This window comes from Actinomadura coerulea (assembly GCF_014208105.1).
Taxonomy (GTDB): domain Bacteria; phylum Actinomycetota; class Actinomycetes; order Streptosporangiales; family Streptosporangiaceae; genus Spirillospora; species Spirillospora coerulea.
In genome coordinates this window covers 6653811-6677160 of sequence record NZ_JACHMQ010000001.1, presented here as the reverse complement: position 1 = coordinate 6677160, position 23350 = coordinate 6653811, and the positions used below count along the sequence as shown (strand labels likewise).

20 protein-coding genes are annotated in these 23350 nt (G+C 72.0%); 12 read left to right on the top strand and 8 right to left on the bottom strand.

Annotated elements, in window-relative coordinates; all coding sequences use genetic code 11:
• Positions 1-23 precede the first annotated feature (23 nt).
• Positions 24-890, bottom strand: coding sequence for an isocitrate lyase/PEP mutase family protein (locus BKA00_RS30980; protein ID WP_185031071.1), 867 nt, complete (start codon positions 888-890; stop codon positions 24-26).
• A 574-nt stretch (positions 891-1464) separates the two neighbouring features.
• On the opposite strand from BKA00_RS30980, the gene BKA00_RS30975 reads away from it, so the two are divergent.
• The 3 genes from BKA00_RS30975 to BKA00_RS30965 all read left to right on the top strand — a co-directional run bounded on the left by BKA00_RS30975 (position 1465) and on the right by BKA00_RS30965 (position 3842).
• Positions 1465-2187, top strand: a complete 723-nt coding sequence (locus BKA00_RS30975; protein ID WP_185031069.1) for a S1 family peptidase — start codon at positions 1465-1467, stop codon at positions 2185-2187.
• 29 nt (positions 2188-2216) lie between these two features.
• Positions 2217-2774, top strand: a complete 558-nt coding sequence (locus tag BKA00_RS30970; RefSeq protein ID WP_185031067.1) for a snapalysin family zinc-dependent metalloprotease — start codon at positions 2217-2219, stop codon at positions 2772-2774.
• 219 nt (positions 2775-2993) lie between these two features.
• A complete protein-coding gene (locus BKA00_RS30965; protein WP_221493355.1) occupies positions 2994-3842 on the top strand; it encodes a class II glutamine amidotransferase in 849 nt (282 codons plus the stop codon).
• An 18-nt stretch (positions 3843-3860) separates the two neighbouring features.
• Here the strand turns inward: BKA00_RS30965 and BKA00_RS30960 are convergent, their stop codons facing one another.
• From BKA00_RS30960 to BKA00_RS30950, 3 genes are all read right to left on the bottom strand, one after another.
• Entirely contained in the window at positions 3861-4742 is an 882-nt protein-coding gene (locus BKA00_RS30960) for a diacylglycerol/lipid kinase family protein (RefSeq protein ID WP_185031065.1), read from the bottom strand.
• A gap of 154 nt (positions 4743-4896) precedes the next feature.
• Entirely contained in the window at positions 4897-5673 is a 777-nt protein-coding gene (locus BKA00_RS30955) for a class I SAM-dependent methyltransferase (RefSeq protein WP_185031063.1), read from the bottom strand.
• A gap of 88 nt (positions 5674-5761) precedes the next feature.
• A complete protein-coding gene (locus BKA00_RS30950; protein ID WP_230299042.1) occupies positions 5762-6748 on the bottom strand; it encodes a sigma-70 family RNA polymerase sigma factor in 987 nt (328 codons plus the stop codon).
• A 157-nt stretch (positions 6749-6905) separates the two neighbouring features.
• Here BKA00_RS30950 and BKA00_RS30945 point away from each other — a divergent pair, with 157 nt between their 5' ends.
• On the top strand, positions 6906-8327 hold the full coding sequence (locus tag BKA00_RS30945; RefSeq protein WP_185031059.1) for a DHA2 family efflux MFS transporter permease subunit: 1422 nt from the start codon (positions 6906-6908) through the stop codon (positions 8325-8327).
• 45 nt (positions 8328-8372) lie between these two features.
• Here BKA00_RS30945 and BKA00_RS30940 read toward each other — a convergent pair whose 3' ends face one another.
• The 4 genes from BKA00_RS30940 to BKA00_RS30925 all read right to left on the bottom strand — a co-directional run bounded on the left by BKA00_RS30940 (position 8373) and on the right by BKA00_RS30925 (position 12100).
• On the bottom strand, positions 8373-9530 hold the full coding sequence (locus BKA00_RS30940; RefSeq protein WP_185031057.1) for a sulfotransferase family protein: 1158 nt from the start codon (positions 9528-9530) through the stop codon (positions 8373-8375).
• A gap of 13 nt (positions 9531-9543) precedes the next feature.
• Entirely contained in the window at positions 9544-10329 is a 786-nt protein-coding gene (locus BKA00_RS30935; RefSeq protein WP_185031055.1) for an SDR family oxidoreductase, read from the bottom strand.
• Positions 10329-11549 (bottom strand): hypothetical protein, encoded by a 1221-nt coding sequence (locus tag BKA00_RS30930; RefSeq protein ID WP_185031053.1) that lies wholly within the window; start codon positions 11547-11549, stop codon positions 10329-10331. Before BKA00_RS30930 ends, BKA00_RS30935 begins: the two co-directional genes overlap by 1 nt.
• Before the next feature lie 92 nt (positions 11550-11641).
• Positions 11642-12100: a nuclear transport factor 2 family protein gene (locus tag BKA00_RS30925; RefSeq protein ID WP_185031051.1), complete on the bottom strand. Its 459-nt coding sequence runs from the start codon at positions 12098-12100 to the stop codon at positions 11642-11644.
• 284 nt (positions 12101-12384) lie between these two features.
• Here BKA00_RS30925 and BKA00_RS30920 point away from each other — a divergent pair, with 284 nt between their 5' ends.
• The 8 genes from BKA00_RS30920 (at position 12385) to BKA00_RS30885 (ending at position 23332) form a co-directional block, all read left to right on the top strand.
• Positions 12385-14061, top strand: coding sequence for an NAD(P)/FAD-dependent oxidoreductase (locus BKA00_RS30920; RefSeq protein ID WP_185031049.1), 1677 nt, complete (start codon positions 12385-12387; stop codon positions 14059-14061).
• A 9-nt stretch (positions 14062-14070) separates the two neighbouring features.
• Complete coding sequence (locus tag BKA00_RS30915) at positions 14071-14859, top strand: glutamate ABC transporter substrate-binding protein (protein ID WP_185031048.1); 789 nt, start codon at positions 14071-14073, stop codon at positions 14857-14859.
• Between the two features lie 28 nt (positions 14860-14887).
• Positions 14888-15529: a hypothetical protein gene (locus BKA00_RS30910; RefSeq protein WP_185031046.1), complete on the top strand. Its 642-nt coding sequence runs from the start codon at positions 14888-14890 to the stop codon at positions 15527-15529.
• A 16-nt stretch (positions 15530-15545) separates the two neighbouring features.
• Positions 15546-16583: an XRE family transcriptional regulator gene (locus BKA00_RS30905; RefSeq protein WP_185031044.1), complete on the top strand. Its 1038-nt coding sequence runs from the start codon at positions 15546-15548 to the stop codon at positions 16581-16583.
• Between the two features lie 158 nt (positions 16584-16741).
• Positions 16742-17608: a helix-turn-helix domain-containing protein gene (locus BKA00_RS30900; protein ID WP_230299041.1), complete on the top strand. Its 867-nt coding sequence runs from the start codon at positions 16742-16744 to the stop codon at positions 17606-17608.
• A 105-nt stretch (positions 17609-17713) separates the two neighbouring features.
• Positions 17714-19648, top strand: coding sequence for an ABC1 kinase family protein (locus BKA00_RS30895; RefSeq protein WP_185031042.1), 1935 nt, complete (start codon positions 17714-17716; stop codon positions 19646-19648).
• 38 nt (positions 19649-19686) lie between these two features.
• Positions 19687-20304 carry an alpha-ketoglutarate-dependent dioxygenase AlkB gene (locus tag BKA00_RS30890; RefSeq protein ID WP_185031041.1) on the top strand — a complete coding sequence of 206 codons (618 nt, stop codon included), beginning with the start codon at positions 19687-19689 and terminating at the stop codon, positions 20302-20304.
• A 73-nt stretch (positions 20305-20377) separates the two neighbouring features.
• The gene (locus BKA00_RS30885; RefSeq protein WP_338072178.1) at positions 20378-23332 is read left to right on the top strand and encodes an AAA family ATPase; all 2955 of its coding nucleotides are present in this window, start codon (positions 20378-20380) and stop codon (positions 23330-23332) included.
• Positions 23333-23350 lie beyond the last annotated feature (18 nt).

Below are 23350 nucleotides of genomic sequence, written 5' to 3'. Positions count from 1 at the left end.
GACCGGTGCCGCCGGACGGAGGGTCACGCGAGGAGGACCGCCGGTTCCGGCCTGGAGTGGTTGCGGCTGATGTTGCGCTCCAGCAGGGCCAGGGACTCCCGGACCCCGACACTCCCCTCGGTGTGCTCGGGCAGGCGGCCGTCGTCGCGCTTGAGCCGGACGATCGCCTCCTCCATGGCCCTCTGGGCGGCGAACAGGCACGGGGTGCTGTAGATCGCGACCTTCACCCCGAGCTCGGCCAGCTCCGGCAGTGAGACGCGCGGCGACCTCCCGCCCGCGATCTGGTTGAACAGCAGCGGCTTGTCGCCGATCACCGTCCGGACCCGGCGGATCTGCTCGACGCTCCGGACGCCGTCGACCAGGACGACGTCCGCGTCGGTGCGCGCCAGCGCCTCGGCGCGGGCCAGCACCTCGTCCTCCTCGCCGGCGTCGGTGCGGGCGACCACCACGAGGTCGCGCCGGGTCCGCAGCACCATGTCGAGCTTGTCGAGGTACTCCTGCAGCGGCAGGATCCGCTTGCCGTCCACGTGCCCGCAGCGCCGCGGCCGCTGCTGGTCCTCAAGGATCACGCCGGACGCGCCGATGAGCTCCAGTTGCCCGATCACGTGGCAGGCGACCTCGGGGTCCACGTAGCCGTCGTCGATGTCCACGAGCAGGTGCCGCCCGGGAAAGGCGAGCCGCAGCCGCTGCACGAAGGCGACGATGTCGGGCCAGGCGATGAATCCGATGTCGGGAAGGCCGTAGTGCGACGCCGCGAAGCCGAAGCCGGACACGAAGAGCCCGTTGTAGTGCTGCGCGGCGACGGAGGCGGAGAACATGTCGAAAACCCCGATCAGCGGGGTGGTCCCTTCCGACATGATCTCGCGTCGCAGCTCTTCTCCGTAGTTCACCGTTCTCTCCTTTCGCCGTGCGGGACGGCGGTTTCCGGCGACCACACGGCAGTCGATATTCCGAGTCGTGAATAGTTACCCATGCGAAAAGTAAAACACGGGTCAAGGAGAAGGAGGGAGGCGGCAAAAAGGTAAAGGAATCAGCCCGCTTTGAATGGCAAAGTACCGAATAGTTCTTTTACTCGCCGCGACCGTCGCGGGACGTGCGCTTGACCGCGCCGGCCCGACCGGGACGCCCCGCGGCGGCGAGCGGACACGCCAGGGCCGACCCCGGTTGGACACGCTGGAACCAGCGGGTTTCTATACCTCTCGAAATACACATTGAACATCTAGTGCTTTTCACGTTCTAGAGGAGGTCCGTTTCCCTCGGCTACTCTCCCGTAGCTGTGGTCCCCGCGAGAAGACGAATGCGCCGTCACAAGCGCAGGAAAATGACGCCCGGCTCATGCCGCCCGCCGTCACCCTTCTCGCGAACGCGTTTCCCCGCAAGCCCGTCGAGAAATGCGGGGCGGTGCTCCGTGTGCGCGGAGCGGAACGGCCCCGGCGGCATGAACCCCCCGATTGGAGAACCGTCATGCGCCAACTGCTGCGGGCGACGCTGGTCGCGTGCGCCTTCGCGCTCGCGATGTGCGGTGTGACGTCCGCGAACGCCGCCGAGCCCGCCGGTGAGGGCGGCGTGCCGATCATCGGCGGCCACAGCGCCACCGAGACCTACTCCTGGATGGTGTCGCTGAACAACGGCTGCGGCGGCAGCCTGGTCGCGGCCCAGTGGATCGTCACGGCGAACCACTGCGGCTCGGCGTCGCAGGCCCGGATCGGCTCGACCTACAAGAACTCCGGCGGCGAGGTTCGCCAGATCGACCGGCGCACCACCCGGTCGGGCACCGACCTCACCCTGATGCACCTGTCCACCCCCGCCCGTTCGGCCCCGGTGAAGATGGCGCAGTCCAACCCCGCCGCGGGGACCCCCGTGCGGCTGCTCGGCTTCGGCTGCATGAGCTGGCCGAGCTGCAGGACCGCGACCGTCCTCCAGGAGATCGACCTGACGATCCTGCCCAGCAGCCGGTGCGCGGCCGGCGGCGGCACCGCGAACGACGTGTGCGTCTCGGGCGACCGGACCCACTCGGCCTGCCACGGCGACTCCGGCGGCCCGGCGGTCGTCGGCACCCGCGGCGACTGGACGCTCGTCGGCGAGACCCACGGCCCCGGCGACAACATGGGCGAGTGCGCCACCACCACGCTCTACACCGGCATCGCGCCGTACCTGTCGTGGATCAACCAGCAGATCGGCCGCTGACCCCCGCCCCCACCCCCGTAGGAGCTCCCATGTCCCTCCGCAAGATCATGGCGGCGCTGGCCGTCACGCTCGGGCTGTCCTTCCTGGTGCCCGCGCTGGCCGCCGGGCCGGCGTCGGCCGCGGCCCCGGTCGCGGTCCGCACGATCTACTACGACGCCAGTGCCGCCCAGGAGTTCAGGACGGCCGTCGACCAGGGCGCCGCGGCGTGGAACGCGGCCGTGCCGGCGATCCAGCTCAGGCCCGCGACCGGCGCGCAGGCGACCGTCAAGGTGTACGCCGACAACGGCTGGCCCCGCACCTACATGAACGGCTTCGGCCGCGCCACCATCTACATGGGACGTGAGGCGGTCAACGACGGCTTCTACCCGCCGCGGATCGCCGCGCACGAGCTCGGGCACGCCCTCGGCCTGCCCGACAACCGCAACGGCCGCTGCGACTACCTGATGTCCGGCCACAGCTCGCCGACGTCCTGCCAGAGCACCACCCCGCACTCGACCGAGGCGGCCCAGGTCACCCGCAACGCGGGCGGCCTCGTGCCCGCCGCGCTCAGCCGGGAGACCCGGTACGCGGACTGCTTCGTCTTCTGACCGGCCGCTTCTCCACCGACCGCGTCGCACCGCGGGCACAACGGCGTCACGTGCCCGCGGTGCCGCGCGTCCGGCCGGGGACGGGTCACGCGGCGCCGTCCGCGCTGGTGCTCGCGGGCCTCAGCGGGTAGGGAGGAGGTAAAGGGACTTCGGTCCCGGCCGAATCTCGGGACGGGCCCCCGGCCGCCCCGGGCGGCGAGTCGATGCGAGGTGGTGGCGATGTGCAGGTGGATGGCCTACTCCGGGGACCCGGCCCTGGCGGAGGCCCTGCTCTTCCGGCCGGCCCATTCACTGATCAACCAGAGCCTGCACGCCCGTCTGGGGGTGGAGACCACGAACGGCGACGGCTTCGGCATCGGCTGGTTCGGGGACCGGCAGGTCCCGGGCGTGTACAAGAGCGTCCTGCCCGCCTGGAACGACCCGAACCTGCGCGAGATCAGCCGGGAGATCCGGACCCGGCTGCTGTTCGCGCACGTCAGGGCCTCGACCGGCGCCGCCGTGCAGCGCAGCAACTGCCACCCGTTCCGGCACGGGCGGTGGCTGTGGATGCACAACGGGGCCATCGCTGACTACCCCAGGCTGAAGCGGGACGTCATGCTCGCGGTCGATCCGTCGCTCTACCCCGAGATCGAGGGCACGACCGACTCCGAGGCCCTGTTCTACCTGGCCCTCACCTTCGGCCTGACGGAGGATCCGCCGGGTGCCGTCGCTCGCGCCATCGGCCTCGTCGAGGATCTCGGACGGCGCCACGGAGTGCCCGATCCGCTGCAGATGACGGTGGCCACCAGCGAGGGCGAGTCGATCTGGGTGTTCCGCTACTCCAGCCAGGGACGCACGAGGTCCCTCTTCTGCTCCACCGACATCGTCCAGCTGCGCAGGCTCTACCCCGGGCTGGACGTCCTCCAGCGGCTCGGGACGGACGCGCGGTTCGTCGTGTCCGAGCCGATCCACCACCTGGAGGGCGCGTGGACCGAGGTACCGGAGAGCTCGTACGCGATCGTGCGGCCCGGCACCCATGAGACGCACCCCCTCGTCCCCGTCCGGACGCCCCAGGAGACCACCGCATGACGTTCCGGCGGCCCGCCCTCACGCGGGCCGGGGCGGCGCGATCAGTCGCCAGGCACCGGGGCGCAGAGTCCAGGTGCGGGTCGTGTAGGGACCGGACACCTCCCCGTCGCTGTTGCTCCGGAACTCCTGGCCGCTGATCGTGACCTCGCGGGCGGTGGTGTGCAGGACGTCGTCGCGGTGGCGGTGGCTGCCGTCGCGCAGGCGCAGGGCGTAGGCGATCCGCGCGATGGGGCCGGTGGCGGCGGAGACGACCAGCTCCATCTTCCCGTCCCCCGGATGCGCGTCCACGGCGAGCTGGGCGGAGCCGCCGGCGATGCCGGGCGCGTTGCTGAGCGAGGCCATCAGGAACTTGCCCTCGGCGACGACCTCGCCGTCCGCCTCGGCCCGCAGCCGCCACCCGGAGTGGCGCAGGCCGGCGATGACGGCGCCCAGCGGGAACGCGGCGACCTTGAGGGTGCTCTTGAACCGCGTCGCGCTCTCGGCGGCCGAGGCGCCGATGCCCACGTGCACGGCGTTGAGCGTGACGCGGCCGTCCTCGTCGACGAGCATGTCCAGATCGCGGTGCCCGCCGTCCAGCAGGAGGCGGACGGCCTCGTCGGGGTCGAGCGGGATGCCGAGGTTGCGGGCGAGGTCGTTCCCGGTGCCCATCGGCACCAGCCCGACCGTCCGGTCGAGCTCGCCGCGCCGGTGCAGGGTACTGACCAGGCGGTTGATGGAACCGTCTCCGCCCGCGGCCACGACGACCGCCTTGCGGTCCCCGTCCAGCGCCTCGTCGAGGTCGCCCGGCGCCACGCACGGGCAGACGGTGACGTCCCGCCCGGCGTCCCTGAGCAGCGCGGCCGCCCGGTCCAAGGTCTGGGCGTCGTGCGTGCCGGCCTTGGCGTTGGTGAAGAGAATCATGATCCTCAGATCGGCCGTGCGGAGCCTCCGGGGGCGTTGCTCGGCGACGGAGGCCTGGGGGGAACCCACACCGCTTCTGCTTTCCCATCCGCGCGCGGATGATGCAGGTGGCGGGGTGTAGGACGCGTCACGGCACCGCGACTCCCGGGCCGCCTCACCGCGTGACGCGGATCTTGGATTGGCCGTGCGGGAGCTCCTCCCAGTCGTCCATGAAGCGGGCGGTGAAGCCGTGGCGCTCGGCCAGGGAGGTCAGGGTCTCGGTGCGGTAGTAGAAGTCCTCGCGCAGGACGTGGTGCTCGTTTCCCTCCGTGCGGTCGAAGGTGAAGTCGAAGAAGCCCCCGGGGGCCAGGACGCGCCCCACGTTCGCGAGGCATTCGTCGATGACCTCCAGCGGCGAGTGGCTGAAGACGCTGTGCGCATGGACGACCGTGAAGTGCTCCGACGGCAGGAACCGCAGTTTCAGGTCGCCGACCAGCGTCAGGTGCGGCAGTTTCTCGCGGAGGTCGTTGCGGACGAGGGTGTGCTGCGCGGCGAGCAGGATGTCGGGAGAGATGTCGATGCCGTAGTAGTTTCCGGCGTCGAGGTAGTCGATGAACCGCCAGCCGGCGCGCAGGTTGCCGCAGCCGATCTCCAGGAGCCGGTCGTCCGGCTTGAGGCCGTGCCTGAGCAGGTAGTCGAACTGCATCTGGCCGAGGGCGAGCCAGCGTTCGCGGGTGGGGCTGCCGACGGCGGCCTCCGGGCTCCTGGCCGCGTCCGCCTTCATGACGGCCCGGTAGTAGGCGACGTGGTCGCGGCTGGCGACCCGGAATTTCAGGTCGCGCGCCATGCGTGACAGATATGTACCGATCTTTTCCGGATTCTGGGCGGCGTAGCGCAGCCGGTACGCCAGGCTCGCGCGATTCCGGCTGTCGGGCGGCAGTGCTTTCGTCATCGGGCTCGTCCCCCAAAGAGCACCTGCGGTTCGCCCGGTGACCTACCCGTCCGCCGCGCCCCGTAAAAGCGGGACGCGGCGGACGCGATCACGAGTGGACCCGGGGAAGGCCGAAGTCATCGAAAATGGATATCTCCATAAAACTCGAAACGCGGGCGATTCCGGAACGGGTGCAAGTGATCACCATCAGGGAATGCGCGTGCAGGATCCCGTCCTCGCCGCGCAGGTACGCGCCGAAGGCGGGCTGGCCGTTCGCGCGGACGGGCACGAGCAGGTTCGGGTCGCGGCCGGAGGGCAGCCGGGCGGCGAGCAGCCGGCCGATGGCCTCCCGTCCGCTGAACCAGTACGGGACGGGCGGCATCTCCCAGGCCGCCTGCTCGGTGAGCAGCCGGAGGAGCCCGGGGATGTCGACCGTCTCGAAGGCCCTGGCGAACCGGTCGAGCAACTCGCGGCGCCCCGGCTCGTCCGGCTCGGTGATCTCCTCACTGGCGGGGACCAGCCGCTCCAGGCGGGACCGGGCGCGCAGCAGTGTGCTGTTGACCCCCGCGCCGGTCATCCCGAGCATCCCGGCGACCTCCGCGGCCGACCAGCCCAGCACGTCCCGCAGGATCAGCACGGCCCGCTGCCTGGCGGGCAGGTACTGCAAGGCGGCGATCAACGCCAGCCGCAGGCCCGCCCGCTCGGCGACGACCGCGGCCGGGTCCGGTGGCGCGCCGCCTCCGGCGAGCCGGTCGGGCAGCGGCTCCAACCAGGGCACCTCCGGGGCGCGCGACCCGATCGGCGGCACGTCGCCGGACGGCGAGGCGAGGCCGGAGGGCAGCACCCGCCGGCTGCTGTGCTCCAGCGCGTTCAGGCAGGCGTTCGTGGCGATCCGGTACAGCCACGTGCGCAGCGACGCCCGTCCGTCGAAGGCCGCGTACGACCGCCACGCGCGCAGGTACACCTCCTGGACCAGGTCCTCGGCGTCGTGGACGGAACCCAGCATCCGGTAGCAGTACGCCAGCAGCTCCCGCCGGTACGGGTCCGTCAACCGTCCGAACTCCTCGGGCCCGGCATCTCTCTCATCGGTCTTCACAGGACGCACCTCCCCCTGTACTGACCGGAGGCCGGGGCCGGATTCGTCGGCTTCCGCCCGCTGAATACCGCCCGCGCGGCCGGTTTGTACAGGCGATGGCGAGCCTCGCCGGCTACCCGGCTGCCCCGGCTCGCCCGGTCGTCTGGAGGGAACGCGCATGGCGCAGAGGACAAGCGGCAGGCTGCTCGGCCTGACCGCGACGGCGTCGCTGATGGTGGCGCTGGACGCGACGGTGGTGACGACCGCGCTGGCCAGGATCCGGCTGGACCTGTCCGCCACGATGGAACAGCTCGAATGGACCGTGAACGCCTACGGCCTCGGCTTCGCCGTCCTGCTGATGACCGGCGCCGCGCTCGGCGACCGCTTCGGGCGCAGGCGGATGTTCGTGGGCGGGCTCGGCCTGTTCACATTGGCCTCGGCGGCCTGCGCGGCGGCGCCCGGCATCGGCTGGCTGATCGCCGCCCGCGCCGTCCAGGGGTGCGGGTCCGCGCTGGTGATGCCGTTGGCGATGGCGCTGCTGAGCAACGGGTTCCCGCCCGAGCGGCGCGCCCGGGCCCTCGGCGTCTTCGCCGGGGTCACCGGCCTGGCGGTGGTGGCCGGGCCGGTGGTGGGCGGGATCGTCACCGAGGGGCTGGCCTGGCAGTGGATCTTCTGGCTCAACGTGCCGATCGGGCTGGCGGTCATCCCGCTGGTGCTCCGGTACGTCCCGGAGAGCCGCGGCGGCGGGGCCTCCTTCGACCTCGGCGGCGTCCTGCTGGTGACGGGCGGCGCGCTCGGGCTGGTCTGGGGCCTGGTCCGCGCGGACGGCTCGGGCTGGGACGCCTTCGAGGTGGACGGCGCGCTCGCGGCCGGGGCCCTGCTCTTCGCGGCCTTCGTCGCGTGGGAGCTGCGGGTGCGGGAGCCGATGGTGCCGATGCGGCTGCTGCGCTCGCGCGGCTTCGCCGCGGGGAACGCCGCCGGGCTCCTGATGTACGCGGCGCTGTACGGCTCGCTGTTCTTCATGGCCCAGTTCCTCCAGACCGTCCTTGGGGCCGGGCCGATGACCGCCGGGCTCCAGCTCGTTCCGTGGACGGCGACCGTGACCGTGATCGCGCCCGCGGCGGGGGCGCTGGTGAACCGGGTCGGGGCCCGTCCCCTCACCGCCGCCGGGCTGGCCCTCCAAGGCGTCGGGATGGTGTGGATCGGCCTCGTCGCCGGGCCCTCGACCTCCTATCCGGAGCTGGTCGCGCCGATGGTCGTCGCGGGGGCCGGGGTCAGCATGGCGATGCCCGCCGCGCAGACCGCGGTCATCAACTCCGTCGCGGCGCGGGAGATCGGCAAGGCGTCCGGCGTCTTCAACGCCCTGCGGCAGCTCGCCGCGGTGCTGGGCGTGGCGGTCGCCGCCGCGGTCTTCACGGCCCGGGGCGGCTACGGGACCGCGGAGACCTTCTCCGGCGGCTTCGGGCCCGCCCTCGTCCTCACGGGCGCGCTGTCGCTGGCCGGTGCGGTCGCCGGGCTGTTCCTGCCCGGACCCGACCGGACGGCCCGGACGTCCCCGGCGCCGCCGGTTCCGCGCCGCGCGCCCGAGCCGAGCCGCTGAGCCGCTGATTCGCGGGGACGCCGCGCCGTCAGGCGGGCCGGACGGTCACCGGAGTCCGGCGGCGTAGTCGGCGAAGCGCTCGTCGACCTGCTCCGGGGTGAGGCCGAAGTCCGCGAGCGAGTACCGGTGGGCGGGTTTCGCGGCGCCGGTGGAGCTCTCGCCGTGCAGCCTCGTCATGGCGGCGCGGGCGTCGCCGGTGAACGGCAGCCCGAACCGCGCGTAGACGGACTCGACCGTGCCGATCGGGTCGCGGACGAAGTCGTCGTAGTGGACGTCCGCGAACCGCGCGGGATCGTGCCGCCCGCGTTCGGCGCGGAACAGGTCGAGGCCCCGGCTCCACAGGTCGAGCTGGTCGCGGCCGATCACGGCGCCGGTGAACACGTCCGACCATCCCGCGGTGGCGTGCGCGGCGAGGCTGCACATCGACGCCATCGCGGTGCGCGGCGTGCGGTGCGTCTGGACGATCAGCGCGTCGGGGTAGACCTCCAGCAGCGCGTCCAGCGCGAACAGGTGGCTGGGGTTCTTCAGGACCCAGCGCCGTCCGGGATCGTTCAGGCCGATGAGCTGGAGGTTGCGCCGGTGCCTGCGGTAGGCGTCCGTCCAGTCCCGCCCGGCGAGCCAGGACGAGTAGCCCGGCAGGTGCGCCAGGCACTCGAAGGAGATCGACATCATGCTCTGGCGGAGCAGCTGCCAGCACTCCTCGACCGAGTCCGCCGAGATGTAGTGGACGCCCATGAACTCGGGGTTCTCCACGTGGTGCCGCCGGTATCCGGCGTCGATCGCCTGGAAGACCGGGTCGCCGGCCCAGGTCTCGCGCGGCGGGCGCGGCCGCGGCACCTCGGCCAGCCACAGGTCGAGCCCCTGGTGCGCGGGGTCGGCGGTGAGCAGCCGGTGCAGGGCCGTGGTCCCGGTGCGGGGCAGGCCGGTCACGAAGATCGGCCGCTCGACGGCGGCGGCGGCGTGCTCGGGGTGCCGCCGCCAGGCCGTCTCGGAGAACTGCCGGGCGACCAGGGCGCCGCGCAGCATCGCGCGCTGCGCCCTGTTGCCGAGCGGGGTGAGGCCGGCCTCCCCGGCCAGCGACTCCAGCAGCACCTTCAGGCCGTCGAGGTACTCCTCGCCGCCGAAGTCGTCCGAGCCGGTGATCTTGCTGGCCGAGGCGTGCAGGTCCTCGACGGTCCCCACGCTGTCGCGACCGTTCGTCATCGGTCCGCCCTTCCTAGTGGTGCCACTCGCCGGAGTTGACGTCCAGGCACTGCCCGGTGACGGCGCGGGCCAGCGGCGACAGCATGAACACGGCGGCGTCGGCGACCTCGTCGGGCTCGGGCAGCTTCCGCAGGTCCGTCGTCGCGGCGTTCTCGTCGTAGACCTGCTGCGCCGTCACGCCGCGCTTCTCCGCGAGGTGGTGGAAGTACCACTTGAGGTTGGGCGCCCAGATGTAGCCGGGCGCGATCGTGTTGACGCGGATCCCGCGCGGCCCGAGCTCGGTGGCCAGGTTCTGCGCCATCGCCAGCAGCGCCGCCTTGGCCATCTTGTAGGCGCCGAACGTCCGCCGGGAGTGCCGCAGCACCGCCGAGTTGATCATGACGACGGAGCCGCGCGACTCCTCCAGCGCCGGGACGAACAGCCGGGTCAGGCGGAGCGCGGCGAGGACGTTGGTCTCGAAGCCCGCCCGGACCGCGTCGAGGTCGACCTTCGTCAGGTCGGTCAGCGGCGGGGTCGCGAAGGCGTTGTTGACCAGGCCGTCCACGCGGCCGAACGCCTCCCGCGCGGCCGCGGCCAGCCGCTCGCACGCCGCCGCGTCCCGGATGTCGGTCGGGACGGTCGCGGTCCGCCGCCCGAGCTCCTCGACCTCCTTGGCGACCTCGGCGAGCCGCTCCTCGTCGCGCGCGGCGAGCACGACGTCGGCCCCGGCCTTCGCGCACTGGAGCGCGAGCCCCCGGCCGAGCCCCGGGCCCACGCCGGAGACGACGACGACCTTGCCTTCCAGCAGTCCCGCGCCCATCAGCCGAGCATCCTCTTCGCGACGGCGGTCTGGCGGGCGGCGATCCGCTCCGCCCATTCCCGCTTCCCGACGCGCTGGCTCTCGTAGAAGGGCAGGACGCGCGGGAGGTCCTCGAACGGGACGACCTCGACGCGCGGCCCGTCCTCCGGTGTGAGGTCGCGGGCGAGCCGCTGCCAGCGGAACTGCAGGTAGCCGCGGCGGTGCCCGGTCCGCTCGATCCAGTTGGCGAGCCCCGGATCCCGCTCGCCGACGACGTACCGGATCATGCCGTCCTCGTCCACGCGGGCCTGGTCGGCGGTGAGGCTCGTCTGGTGGTTGATGTAGTCGAGCGAGACGTACCACATGCTGCCGAGCTGGAAGCCCTGGTAGGGCGCCACCTCGCGGTCGGCGGCCGGGGCGGTGATGACCATCGCCTCGTCGTCGTCCAGGTCGTAGTGGCCGACGGACGAGAACTGCGTCGCCAGCCCGCCGGGCGTGGGCCGCGGCTCGGTCAGGGTGTTGACCGGCAGCCGCAGGTAGTGCCATTCGGGGAAGGCCAGGAAGGTGCGGATCCGCGACACCAGCATCTTGCCCGCGATCTCGTACCGCCGGGCCATCCGGTCGGACGGGACCGGCAGCGGAGAGGTCCCGAGCGTGTCCGCCCGGTGGATGCGGATCTCGCCCGGCCTCTCGTTCTCCCAGTCGCTGAAGACCTCCCGCACGATGAGCATCGCGGAGCCGGGGGCGAGCGCGACATAGCCGGGCCCGGCGTCCTCCTTCGGGGGGCCGAACCGCAGCCGGAACGTCCCGTCCTCGGCGATGTCCAGTTCGCGGTCGTCGAACGCGGTGAGGCTGTCGGGCGACTTCGCGGGCGAGTAGTCGCCGTTCATGACCTGGAAACTGAGGTCGGCGGTCGTGCCCCGGCGCCCGGTCACGACGTATTCGGCGTCGTCCCTGATGTAGGCGTGGAAGTACAGCGTGTCGGGATTGTCGAGCCCGAGCTTGGTGTACGGCCCGGTGGACGACGCGAAGAACGGATAGTCCCGCTGGTAGGCGCCCACCATGTGCAGTGACGCCTTGATGCTGCCGGCCAGGTAGTCGAGGCCCTCGGCCAGGTCCTGGTCGGTCTTGACGTGCGGCGCGGCGCGGATGATCCGCTCCGCCTCCACGACCGCGTCGGCGAACGAGCGCGTCGCGTCGCCCGGACGGTCGGTGCTGCCTTCGGCTGGATCGGTGGCCACCGGGCTCTCCTCGGGTCGCGGGCGCGAGGCCGTGCTCTGGCGGGACGGAGAGTAGAACGCGTTCTACGCGGGCGGCAACGCCCGGGTCCCGCTCAATGGGAGGTGGTGAACTTCAGGCTCGGCGCGTCGTCCAGCGACACCATGTACTCGTAGGTCCGCCGGTGCCCGGTCTTCTCGACCCGCCATCCGTCCCCGGTGCGCCGGTAGACGTCGTGGTAGAAGGCGGCGCCCCGGATGAGCAGCCGGTCCCCCGGCAGGATGATCGTGTCGTCCAGCGACCAGACCCCGGTCGCCCGGTCCCCGTCGAAGTCGATCTCCGGGCAGCCGGCCGTGTGGGCGCTGATCTTGTCCGGCCCGAGGTTGGACCGCATGTACCCGACGATCGCGTCCCGCCCCTCCAGCCTGAGCGTCTCGCCGAGCACCGGGGTGTCGTACTCCGCCACCGCGTCCTCGGTGAACACCTCGGCGAACTCGTCCCACAGCTTCAGGTCGACGCACCGCAGGTACCGGTACTTGAGCCGCCGAATCTCTTCCAGCGCAACCAGATCCATGCGCCCCAGCCTCCTAGCTCCGCCGGCAAAATACAAGAACACGTTCTACTCACGGTCCGGGTCGGTGGAAGGGCGCCGCCCTGGCCGGGCCAAAGATCCGGCAAAAGGTCCGCATCGGTTGATCGGTACACGCGCGCCTCCGTCACGCCCGGATCCCGCCGCCCGGCAAGGGAAGCGGGCACCGGCGGCAGTGGAGAGGGCCCCGGCTTCCCGCGGGCCGCCCCGCGCCCGGCGGCCCCGGGCGCCGTTCCGGCCGACCCGCGGTGATTACGCTGGTAGAGGTGATGGCACCGGTCATACTCGTGGTCGACCACGACGCGGGTTCGCGGCATGTACTGCTCGCCGACCTCACGCGAAGGCTGGGCGAGGCGTTCACCGTGAAAAGCGCCGAATCGCCTGAGGAAGCGTGCGACGCGCTGAGGGAAATGGCGCGGGCCAAGGAACCCGTCGCACTGCTGATGGTGGACGACGCCTGCGCCGACGTCCTTCCTCCGGCGCATGAGCTCTATCCCAATGCCAAGCGCGTGCTGATGGTGGACCGCGACTACACCTCGACCAGTCCGGCCGTCCAGGCGATCGCGCTCGGGTACGCCGACTACCACCTCGTCCGGCCGTGGACGAACGACGAGACGATGCACCGGGCGGTGAGCGAGTTCCTGTCCTCGTGGACGGAGGAGCAGGAACCGGTGTTCGAACTGTTCCGCGTCGTCGCCGAGATGGACGACCCGCGAGTGCTGCGGCTGCGCGATGTGATGGCGCGCTTCAACCTGCCGTTCGTGGTTCATCCGCCCGGCGAGGAGACCGGGCGGCGGCTGCTGCGCGAGGCGGGAGTCGACGCGTCGCGGCTGCCGGTGGTGATCCGCTACGACGGCCGGGCCTACGTGGACCCGCAGGTCCCCGACCTCGCGTGCGCGATCGGCGTCAGCGTCGAGAACGATCTGGAGGACTGCGACCTCGCCATCGTCGGCGCCGGGTCGGCCGGGCTCACCGCGGCCGTGTACGCGGCGTCCGAGGGGCTCGACACCGTGCTGCTGGAACGGGCGTTCTCGGGCGGGCAGGCCGGGACGAGCCCGATGATCAGGAACTATCCGGGGTTCCCCCACGGCATCGCCGGCGGCTACCTGATGGAGCGGACCTGCGAGCAGGCGTGGCTGATGGGCGCGCACATCGTCTTCGCCCAGCAGGTGGTCGGCCTGGAGGCCCGCGGCGACCGGCGGGTGGTCCGGATGGCGGACGGCTCCGAGGTCAGCGCCCGCGCGGTGCTGATCTCGACGGGCGTCGACTGGCGGCGGCTCGGCGTCCCCGGGCTGGAGTCCCTCGTCGGCTCCGGCGTGTTCTACGGCATGGCCGTGGGCGAGAGCCGCGCGATGCGGGGCCAGGACGTCTTCATCGTCGGCGCCGGGAACTCGGCGTGCCAGGGCGCGCTGCACCTGGCCAAGCACGCGCGCGCGGTCACGCTGGTCGTCCGGGGCGACAGCCTGGCGAGGTCGGCATCGACCTATCTGGTGCGCGCCATCGAGTCGACGCCGAACATCGCCGTCCGGCTGCGGACCGAGGTGGTCGGATGCGGCGGCGGCGGGCGCCTGCGGTCCCTGACGCTCGCCGGCCGGGCGGCGGGCGCCACCGAACGCGTCCCGGCCGCCGCGCTCTTCATCATGATCGGCGGCGAGCCGCACACGCGGTGGCTCCCGGACGGCATCGCCGGCGACGAGCACGGCTACCTGCTCACCGGCCGCGAGCTCTACGACCGGGTTCCGCCCCGCTGGCCCCTCGACCGCGACCCGATGCCGCTGGAGACGAGCATGCCCGGCGTCTTCGCCGCGGGAGACGTGCGCAAGGACTCGATCAAGCGGGTCGCCTCGGCGGTCGGCGAGGGCGCGACGGCCGTCCGCTCCGTGCACGAGTACCTGTCCCTTGCGCGGTCGCCTCGCGTTCATCCGGCGGCCGTTTTCCCTTGCTAGTCATGGCCCGTGCGCGCCATTCTCGTACTTTTGGGCCTCGCGCTCGCGCTCGTGGGATGCGCGACCGCCAGAGCATCGATCCACAGCCGGGACGTCATCGTGGTCGGGGTCAAGGCGGACCAGCCCGGGCTCGGGCTGAGGAAGAACGGGGTGTTCCAGGGGTTCGAGGTCGACGTGGGCGGCTACATCGCCCGCAGCCTCGGGGCGTCCCGCGTGACGTTCCGCGAGGTCAGGTCCGACGACCGGGAGCTGCTGCTGAACCGGCACGCCGTCGACCTGGTGCTCGCGTCCTACTCGATCACACCGGACCGGGCCGGGCTCGTCGGCTTCGGCGGGCCCTACTACGTCGCCCACCAGGACGTCATGGTGCGGCGAGGCGAGACCCGCGTCCAGAGCGTGCGCGATCTGGCCGGGCGGAAGATGTGCCAGGCCAGCGGGTCGGTCTCGACCGAGCGGGTGGTGGTCGGGCTGAGCATCCCCGCGAGGCTCGTCCCGGCCTCGTCCTACAGCGACTGCGTGGCGAAGCTGCGGTCCGGGGCCGTGGACGCCATCTCCACCGGCGACCTCGTGCTCGCCGGATTCGCCGCCCCGGACCTGAGGATCGTCAACACGCCCTTCACCGACGAGCGGTACGGGGTCGGGATGCGCAGGGACGACGCGGACGCCTGCGAGGCGGTGAACCGGGCCATCACGACGATGTACCAGGACGGGACGGCGGGCCGCCTGCTGGACAAGTGGTTCGGCAAGAGCGGGCTCACGCTCGTCCGCGAGGTCCCCGAGTTCGAGGGCTGCTCGTAATGTCGGCCCCCCTGGCTATGGTCGGGACGTGGCTGAGGACAGGGACGCTTGGGACGAGCTCTTGGCAGCGGGCTTCCTGCACGCCCTGCGGGAGGCCCACCGCGAGGCGACGCTGGCGGTCTTCGGCGGGCTGAGCCGGGCGGCGGGGTTCACGGAGCGGACGTACGGGGTCGGCGCCTTCGACGCGCTCGCGTCGCAGATCGACCGGGTCTTCGAGGCCGGGCCGCGGGTCGTCCGCGACGACCTGAACGGCTCCCCCGGCTGGCGGTACGGGCCGTACCGCGTCCTGCTCAAGCGGCACGAGTTCGGGAACGTCAGGGGCATCCGGTGGGACCGCGACAGCCCCACCAAGCAGGCCGTGGCGCGCCAGTCCTACGTCGAGGACCCGCAGCTCGCCCTCCCGCTGGGCATCGAGGCGCACGACACGCCCGGGGTCGTGACGCTGGTGCTCGCGCACAGCGCCACCGAGGCGCCGCTGGAGATGGAGCTCTTCCTGGGCCGCCCCCGGTGGAACGCCGACGGAGGCACCGCCTGGCACTGGGTCAGGCCCGTGGACGACACCATCGGGCTCGATCCACGTCGTAAGCTCGTCGAGCGGACGATGCCGCTGTGGGACGACCGGGAAGAGGACGTCCCGATGCGGCTCCGCGGGGAGACGAAGACGGCCTAGCAGAAGGTGGCGCGGGGTGCTGTTCGACTGCGAGCGGCTGACGCTCGCCCGGCGGCTCAGGGGCCTGCGCAAGAACCAGCTCGCGCAGGCCGTGGGGACGACGCCGAAGGCGATCGGTCGGTACGAGGCGGGCGTGCAGAGGCCCGAGGAGCCGACGGTGCGGCGGCTGGCGATCGCGCTGGGCGTGCCCGTCGAGTTCTTCCAGAGCGGCCGCAGCCCGGTCTCCATGGACGGCGCCCATTTCCGGTCGCTCCGGTCGACGACGCAGATCGAGCGTGACCAGGCGCTCGCCTACGGGCGGATCGCCACCGACGTCGTCGCCGTCCTCGAAAGACTCGTCGACCTTCCCGAGGTCGACCTCCCCGAGTACCCCGTCTCGCCGGAGGAGATCGCCGGCCCCGGGCCCGCCGAGGCGGCCAGGCTGACCAGGAAGGCGCTGGTCGAGCGGGCCGGGCCGGTGCCGCACGTGGTCCGGCTGCTGGAGTCCCACGGAGTGATCGTCCTGGTGCTGCCGCGGGCGGCCGAGCGCGTGGACGCGTTCAGCGTCGGCGTCCACCCGAGGCCGATGGTGTTCTTCAACCCGGCCAAGGGCGACTACTGGCGCAACCGGTTCGACGCGGCCCACGAGCTGGGGCACCTGGTCATGCACGCCGACGCCGAGCCCGGCGAGAAGATCGTCGAGGACCAGGCGCACCGGTTCGCGGCGGAGTTCCTCATGCCGGAGGCCGACATCGCCGGTGAGCTGCCCGCGCGCCCCGACTGGGAGCGGCTGGGGCGGCTGAAGGCGTCCTGGGGCGTCAGCATGGCGGCGCTGCTCTACCGGGCCCGCACGCTCGGGATCATGACGGAGCCGGTGTACCGCGACGCGATGAGCGCGCTGAGCTCGCGCGGCTGGCGGCGCCAGGAGCCGGGCCCGGCCCGTCCGCTGGAGCAGCCGACGATGCTGACCCGCGCGCTGGAGGTCGTGGAGGGCGCGGGCACGGATCGTGACCGGATCGCGGGGGAGGCCCGGGTCACCCGCGCCGATCTGGACCTGCTCGTCCCGCGGCGGTGACCCTTTCTGGACCGCTCCCGCCCGCGCGTTCCGCACAATGGCGGAATCTGCAAAGCGGCTGCGCCGGATACATATCTCTGGCGAGCGGTCGCCTGCGCGTTCACGATCGCCTGTGAGACCCTCCGAGAGTGTTGCCGGACCGGAACGCTGGAGATCTGGTGCTTGACAATCGGCTGGCGAGTCCCACCGCGTTGCGCATGCAGCTCGGGGCCCGGTTACGGCGGATGCGCGAGGAGAGCGGCCTCAGCCGGGCGGAGGCGGGCGAGGTGATCCGCGGCTCGGCGTCCAAGATGAGCCGGCTGGAGCTCGGACGGCACGGCTTCAAGATTCGCGACGTCCTCGACCTGCTCACCCTCTACGGCGTCGAGGACGAGGACGAGCGGAACGGCTTCGTCCAGCTCGTCCGGGAGGCCAGGAAGCCCGGCTGGTGGCAGGGCTACGGCGATATCGTGCCGAGCTGGTTCGAGCAGTATCTCGGCCTGGAGCAGTCGGCGGCGACGATCCGCGCCTACGAGGTGCAGTACGTCCCCGGCCTTCTGCAAACGCGCGACTACGCGCGCGCCGTCATCGGCCTGGAGCACCATGACGCGGCCTATGACGGCCTCGAACGGCGCCTCTCCCTCCGGATGCGGCGGCAGGAGATCCTGCACCGCGCGACCGGCGCGACCACGCTCTGGGCGGTGATCGACGAGGCGGCGCTGCGGAGGCCGATCGGGGGGCCGGGGACCATGCGCGGCCAGATCGAGCACCTGATCGCGGTGTCGGAGGGCATGGCCAACGTGAGGCTGCAGGTCCTGCCGTTCGCGGCGGGCGGGCACCTGGCGCTCGGCGGCCCGATCACCATCGTGCGGTTCGCCGAGCACGACCTGGACGACGTGGTCTACCTGGAGCAGCTGACCGGCGCCCGCTACCCCGAGGGGCAGGAGGCCGTCCGCTACCAGAAGATCATGGACCTGCTGGGCATCCGCGCGGCCCGCCCCGCCCGCACCACGGCCTTCCTCAGGGACCTGCTCGGCGAGCTCTGATCCCCCGTCCGGGCGAGCGGCTCCCCCTCCGGCGGGAGGAACGCCGCCGCCCGCGCTCGTTAGCGTCCCCCGGGACACACAAGGACGATTCCGCGGGCGGCAGGAATGGCAAGTTCAGCGACGATCATCGCGTTCCTCATCGGAACGGCGATCAACACCTGGGTCATGGCGTACGGGGCGCGGAGCCTGCTCGACGCCCGGTTCCCCCTGGTCCGGACGCTCGTGGCGGGCGCGGTCGGGCAGGCGGTCGCGAGCCCGATCATCAGCGCGCTGATCGGCGACCTGCGCGCGGACCGGGAGCCCGCGGCGCTGACGTGGCTCGCCTGCCTCGGCTTCGCGTGCGCCCTGCTCGTCTCGATGACGATCCTGGTGCTGTGGGAGGCGTTCGTCCCGACCGGGACGGTGCCCTCGCCGCTCCACTGGTACGGCGGCGTGCGGTCGCGGATCGCGCGCACCCGCCGCTACCGGCGCATCTCGTTCATCTTCCTGCGCCACGGCCTCGGCCCCTACCTGCGCGGACGCGCCCGCCCGAGCGCCCGCACCGCGCGCTCGTTCGCGCACGCCCTCGAACAGGGCGGCGTCGTGTTCGTCAAGCTCGGCCAGGTCCTGTCGACGCGGCGGGACGTCCTGCCGCCGGAGTTCGTCCAGGAACTGGGGCGGCTGCAGGACTGCGCCACCCCCGTCCCGTGGCCGCAGATCGAACGCGTCCTCCACGAGGAGCTCGGCGACACGCGCGACGTCTTCGCCGCGTTCGACCGGACCCCGCTCGCCGCCGCGTCCATCGCGCAGGTGCACCGGGCCACGCTCCGGTCCGGCGAGGAGGTCGTCGTCAAGATCCAGCGGCCGGGCGTCGGCGCGGTGGTCGAACGCGACCTCGACATCGTCGGCCGCCTCGCCCGGACGCTGCACGAGCGCGCCGGATGGGCCAGGTCGTTCGGCGTCGTCGACCTCGCCGACGGCTTCGCGACCGCGCTGCGCGAGGAACTCGACTTCCGCGTCGAGGCCCGCAACATGGCCTCGGTCGCGGCCACCGCCCGCAACGGCGACGTCGTCGTCCCCCGCCCCCACGACGGCCTCTGCACGAGCCGCGTCCTCGTCATGCAGCGCCTGGACGGCGTCGCGCTCGGCAAGGCCGGCCCGCGAGTGGACTCCGCCGGGCTGGACCGGACCGCCCTCGCGCGCACCCTCCTCGACACGGTGCTGCGCCAGATCGTCGTGGACGGCGTCTTCCACGCCGACCCGCACCCCGGCAACATCCTGCTGCTCGACGACGGCCGCCTCGGCCTGATCGACTTCGGCTCGGTGGGACGGCTCGACACCGAGCTGCGCGGCTGCCTCCAGCGCATGCTCATCGCCCTGAACCGCGGCGACGCGGTCGCGGTCACGGACGCGTTCCTGGAGGTCGTCGCCCGCCCGGACGAGCTGGACGAGCAGGCCCTCGCCCGCGCGCTCGGCGCCTTCATGACCCGCCACCTCGGGCCGGGGACCAACCCGGACATGGCCATGTTCACCGACTTGTTCCGGCTGGTCGCACGGTTCGAACTCGCGGTCCCCGCCGAGATCGCGGCGGTCTTCCGGGCGCTCGCGACGCTGGAGGGCGGCCTGAGCGAGCTCGCGCCCGGGTTCGCGATCGTCACCGAGGCCCACACGTTCGGCGAGTCCTACCTGCGGGAACGGCTCCAGCCCGCCTCCCTGCGCGAGGCCGCGAACGACGAGCTGCTCAACCTGCTGCCGATGCTGCGCCGCCTCCCCCGCCGCCTGGACCGCATCACCGCGGCGGCGGAGGCGGGCCGCCTGGGGCTGAACGTCCGCCTGTTCGCCGACGAGTCCGACCGCCGCACGGTCACCGGCCTCCTCCAGCAGGTCCTGCTCACCATCCTCGCGTCGACCGCCGGGGTGATGGCGGTGATGCTGCTGGGCCTGCGGGACGGCCCCGCGATGACCCGGGACGTGACCCTCTTCCAGTTCTTCGGCTACTGCGGCCTGGTCATCTGCTCGGTGCTCTCCCTCCGCGTCCTGACGGTCATCTTCCGCCGCTGATCGAACATGTGTTTGACAGGAATCGGTACAGTGGGGGGATGTTCCAAGGGTCGTTGCTGGACGGCACGGACGAGAGCGGTCCGCGGTCTCTGGACGCGGTGCGGCGGACGCCGCTGGAGCACGGCGCCTGGGTGGACGTCCTGCCCGGCTGGATCCCCAACGCGGACGCGCTGTTCGAGCGGTTGCTCACGTCCGTCCCGTGGCGGGCCGAGCGGCGGCGCATGTACGACCGGGTGGTGGACGTCCCGCGCCTCCTGGCGTTCTACGACGAGAACGCGGAACTGCCCGATCCCGTCCTGGACGAGGCGAAGGCCGCGCTCGACGAGCACTACGGTGAGGAGCTCGGCGAGCCGTTCCGCACGGCCGGCCTCTGCCTCTACCGGGACGGGCGCGACAGCGTGGCGTGGCACGGCGACACGATCGGGCGCGGCGCCACGCACGACACGATGGTGGCGATCCTGTCGGTCGGCACCCCGAGGAGCCTGCTGCTCCGTCCGCGCGGCGGCGGGCCGGCGATCCGCCGCGACCTCGGCCACGGCGACCTCATCGTCATGGGCGGGAGCTGCCAGCGGACGTGGGAGCACGCGATCCCGAAGAGCGCGCGCGTGACCGGGCCCCGGATCAGCGTCCAGTTCAGACCGCGCGGGGTCCGCTGAGCGGGGCGAGTACGGATCACCTCATGGCACCATGAACGGTGATTCGTGAGGAGGCCCGTTGCAGCGTCTGGTCGTGTCACACTCCTCCCCCCGGGCGTACCGGACGGTACTGGAGGCCTTGCAGGCACCGCTGCCGTACGCCGCCGCCGGGCGGCACATCCTGATCGAGCCGGGGGCGTATCCCAACACCGGGTTCCTCAGTCCGGACGACTTCGTCATGACGGCCGTGGCAGGCCCGGGTTCGGTCACGCTGGACGGCGCCACCGAAGCGACGGTCGAGGTCACCGGAAGGGTGACCCTCCAGGGGCTGATCATCCGCAACTGGAGCGACGAGGGCCTCGCGCTGGACGCGGCGGAGGGCAGCGTCCTCGCGGAGCAGTGCGAGTTCGTGACCCGCTCCGACGTGGCCGTGCGCGCGGCCAGCGGCGCGCAGATGGCCCTGAGGGACTGCCAGGTCCAGAACGGCGCGGTCGTGTACGCCGCCGCGTCCGGGCTCATGGAGAGCACCAGCGTCAGCGGGACCGAGGGCAACGCGGTGGCGATCCGCAGCGGCAGCACGGTGACCCTGCGGGCGTGCCGGATCAGCGACGCGGGCGGGCACGGCATCTGGGTGACCGAGGGGTCGCGCCCGCTGATCGAGCAGTGCACGATCAGCGGGCCTGAGGGCGCCGGGATCCGGGTGGACGACCACGCGGACGCGGCGGTCCGCAACTGCGCGTTCCACGGCTCGGGCGGGTCGTCCCTGATCGTCCTGGAGAAGGGCAAGGCGGTCGCGGAGGACTGCCTGATCGAGGACCCGCATCTGGACGGCCTGTGGGTGGCGACCGGCGGCTCGCTGACCGCGCGGCGGATCAGGATGGAGTCGCCGCGGCGGACCGCCGTGGTCGTCGAGACGGGCGTCATGCTGCTGGAGGACTGCGAGATCAACGGTCCGGGGAGCAACGGCCTGTCCTTCGTCGCGCACTCGGACGTCACGGTCGTCCGGGGCCGGATCACCGGCGCCGGGAAGATCGGCGCGGGGCTCGGCTCCGGCGCGCACGCCCTGCTGGACGGGATGACGATCAGCGGCAGCGGGCTCGCCGGCGTGAGCGTCGACTCGGGCGGCCGGCTCACCCTCCGCGACTGCACGGTGGTGGACACCCGCGGCGTCGGCGTGGTCGCCGACCGGGGCGCGCACCTGGACGTGAGCGGGCTGGTCAGCGAGCGCAACCAGAAGCCGGACAGGCTCGACCCCGAGGCGGACGCCACGGCGACCGTGAAGGTCATCGAGCCGACGACGGCGGAGCCGCAGCCGGACGAGGAGTCCGGGGCCGCGCAGGACGTCAAGGCGGCACCGCCGGTCGCGGGAGGCGCCGACAGGGAGTCGGCCGACGTGCTCCTGGGCCGGTTGGAGGCGATGGTGGGTCTGGCGGGGGTGAAGCGGGAGATTCGTAAGGTGGCGAATCTGCAGAAGGTGGCTGAGCAGCGGCGGCGTGCGGGGTTGCCGCCGGGTCCGGCGATCGGGCGGCACATGGTGTTCGCGGGTCCGCCGGGGACGGGGAAGACGACGGTGGCGCGGCTTTACGGGGGGATCCTCGCCGCCCTCGGCGTGGTCGAAAAAGGCCAGGTGGTGGAGGTCAGTCGCGCTGATCTGGTGTCGGAGAACGTGGGCGGGACGGCGCTGCGGACTTCGGAGGTGTTCCAGCGCGCCCTTGGCGGGGTGTTGTTCATTGATGAGGCTTACACGTTGTCGCGGAAGGCGACGGGGACTGATTTCGGGCAGGAGGCCATTGACACGCTGGTGAAGTTGATGGAGGACCACCGGGATGAGGTGGTGGTGATCGCGGCGGGGTATTCGGCGGAGATGCGTGATTTCCTGGCTGCGAATCCGGGGTTGAAGTCGCGGTTCTCGCGGACGGTGGAGTTCGAGAACTACAGTCCGGGTGAGTTGGTGCGGATCGTGGAGTCGCACGCGGTCAAGGACGGGTACCGGTTGGCCGATGACGCGCGTGCGGCGGTGCTGGCGCATTTCGCGGGGCAGCGGCGTGATGCGACGTTCGGGAACGGGCGGGCGGCGCGGCAGGTGTTCGAGGGTGCGGTGGAGCGGCAGGCGCAGCGGCTGGCCGATCTTCCCGAGTTGCCCTCGGGTGAGGAGTTGAGCCTGCTGGTCGCGCAGGATCTGGATGTGGAGGCGGGGCTGGCGGCGCGGTTCGGGGAGGCCCGCGATCCCGGCCAGGTCACCGACGTGCTGGACCGTCTGGCGGCGATGACCGGGCTGGAGGAGGTCAAACGCGAGATCAAGGATCTGCTGGACCTGCTGGCGTCGGCGCGGCGGCGGCGGGCGGCGGGGTTGGAGGCCGAGCCGTTCACCGGGCATCTGATCTTCGCGGGCCCGCCCGGCACGGGCAAGACCACCATCGCGCGCCTTTACGGGGAGTTGCTGACGGCGCTGGGGGTGTTGGCCCAGGGGCAGGTGGTGGAGGCGGCGCGGGTGGACCTGGTCGGTCAGTACGTGGGGCAGACCGCGTTGAAGACCACCGAGGTGTTCCAGCAGGCGCGGGGCGGGGTGCTGTTCATCGACGAGGCCTACACGCTGTCGCGTCCGGGCGGATCGGGGCACGATTTCGGGCAGGAGGCCATCGACACGCTGGTGAAGCTGATGGAGGACCACCGCGACGAGGTCATCGTGATCGCCGCCGGCTACACCGGTGAGATGGAGGGGTTCCTGGCCACCAACCCCGGCCTGGCGTCCCGGTTCGCCCGCACCCTGACCTTCCGGCCCTACCCCGTCGAAGGGCTGGTGTCGATCTTCGTGGCCAAGGCCCGGGCGGCCGACTACCGCGTCCCCGAACCCACCCGCCAGGCGCTGACCGCGTATCTCACCGGCCACCGCGACCGGTTCCGCGAGGGCAACGGACGCGAAGTCGACAAACTCGTCCGCTCCGCCATCACCGCCCACGCCCGCCGCACCGAACAACTCGCCGGCACCGGCACCCAACTCACCACCGAACAACTCGCCACCCTCCTCCCCGAAGACATCACCCCGTGACCTCGCTCGCCGAGATCA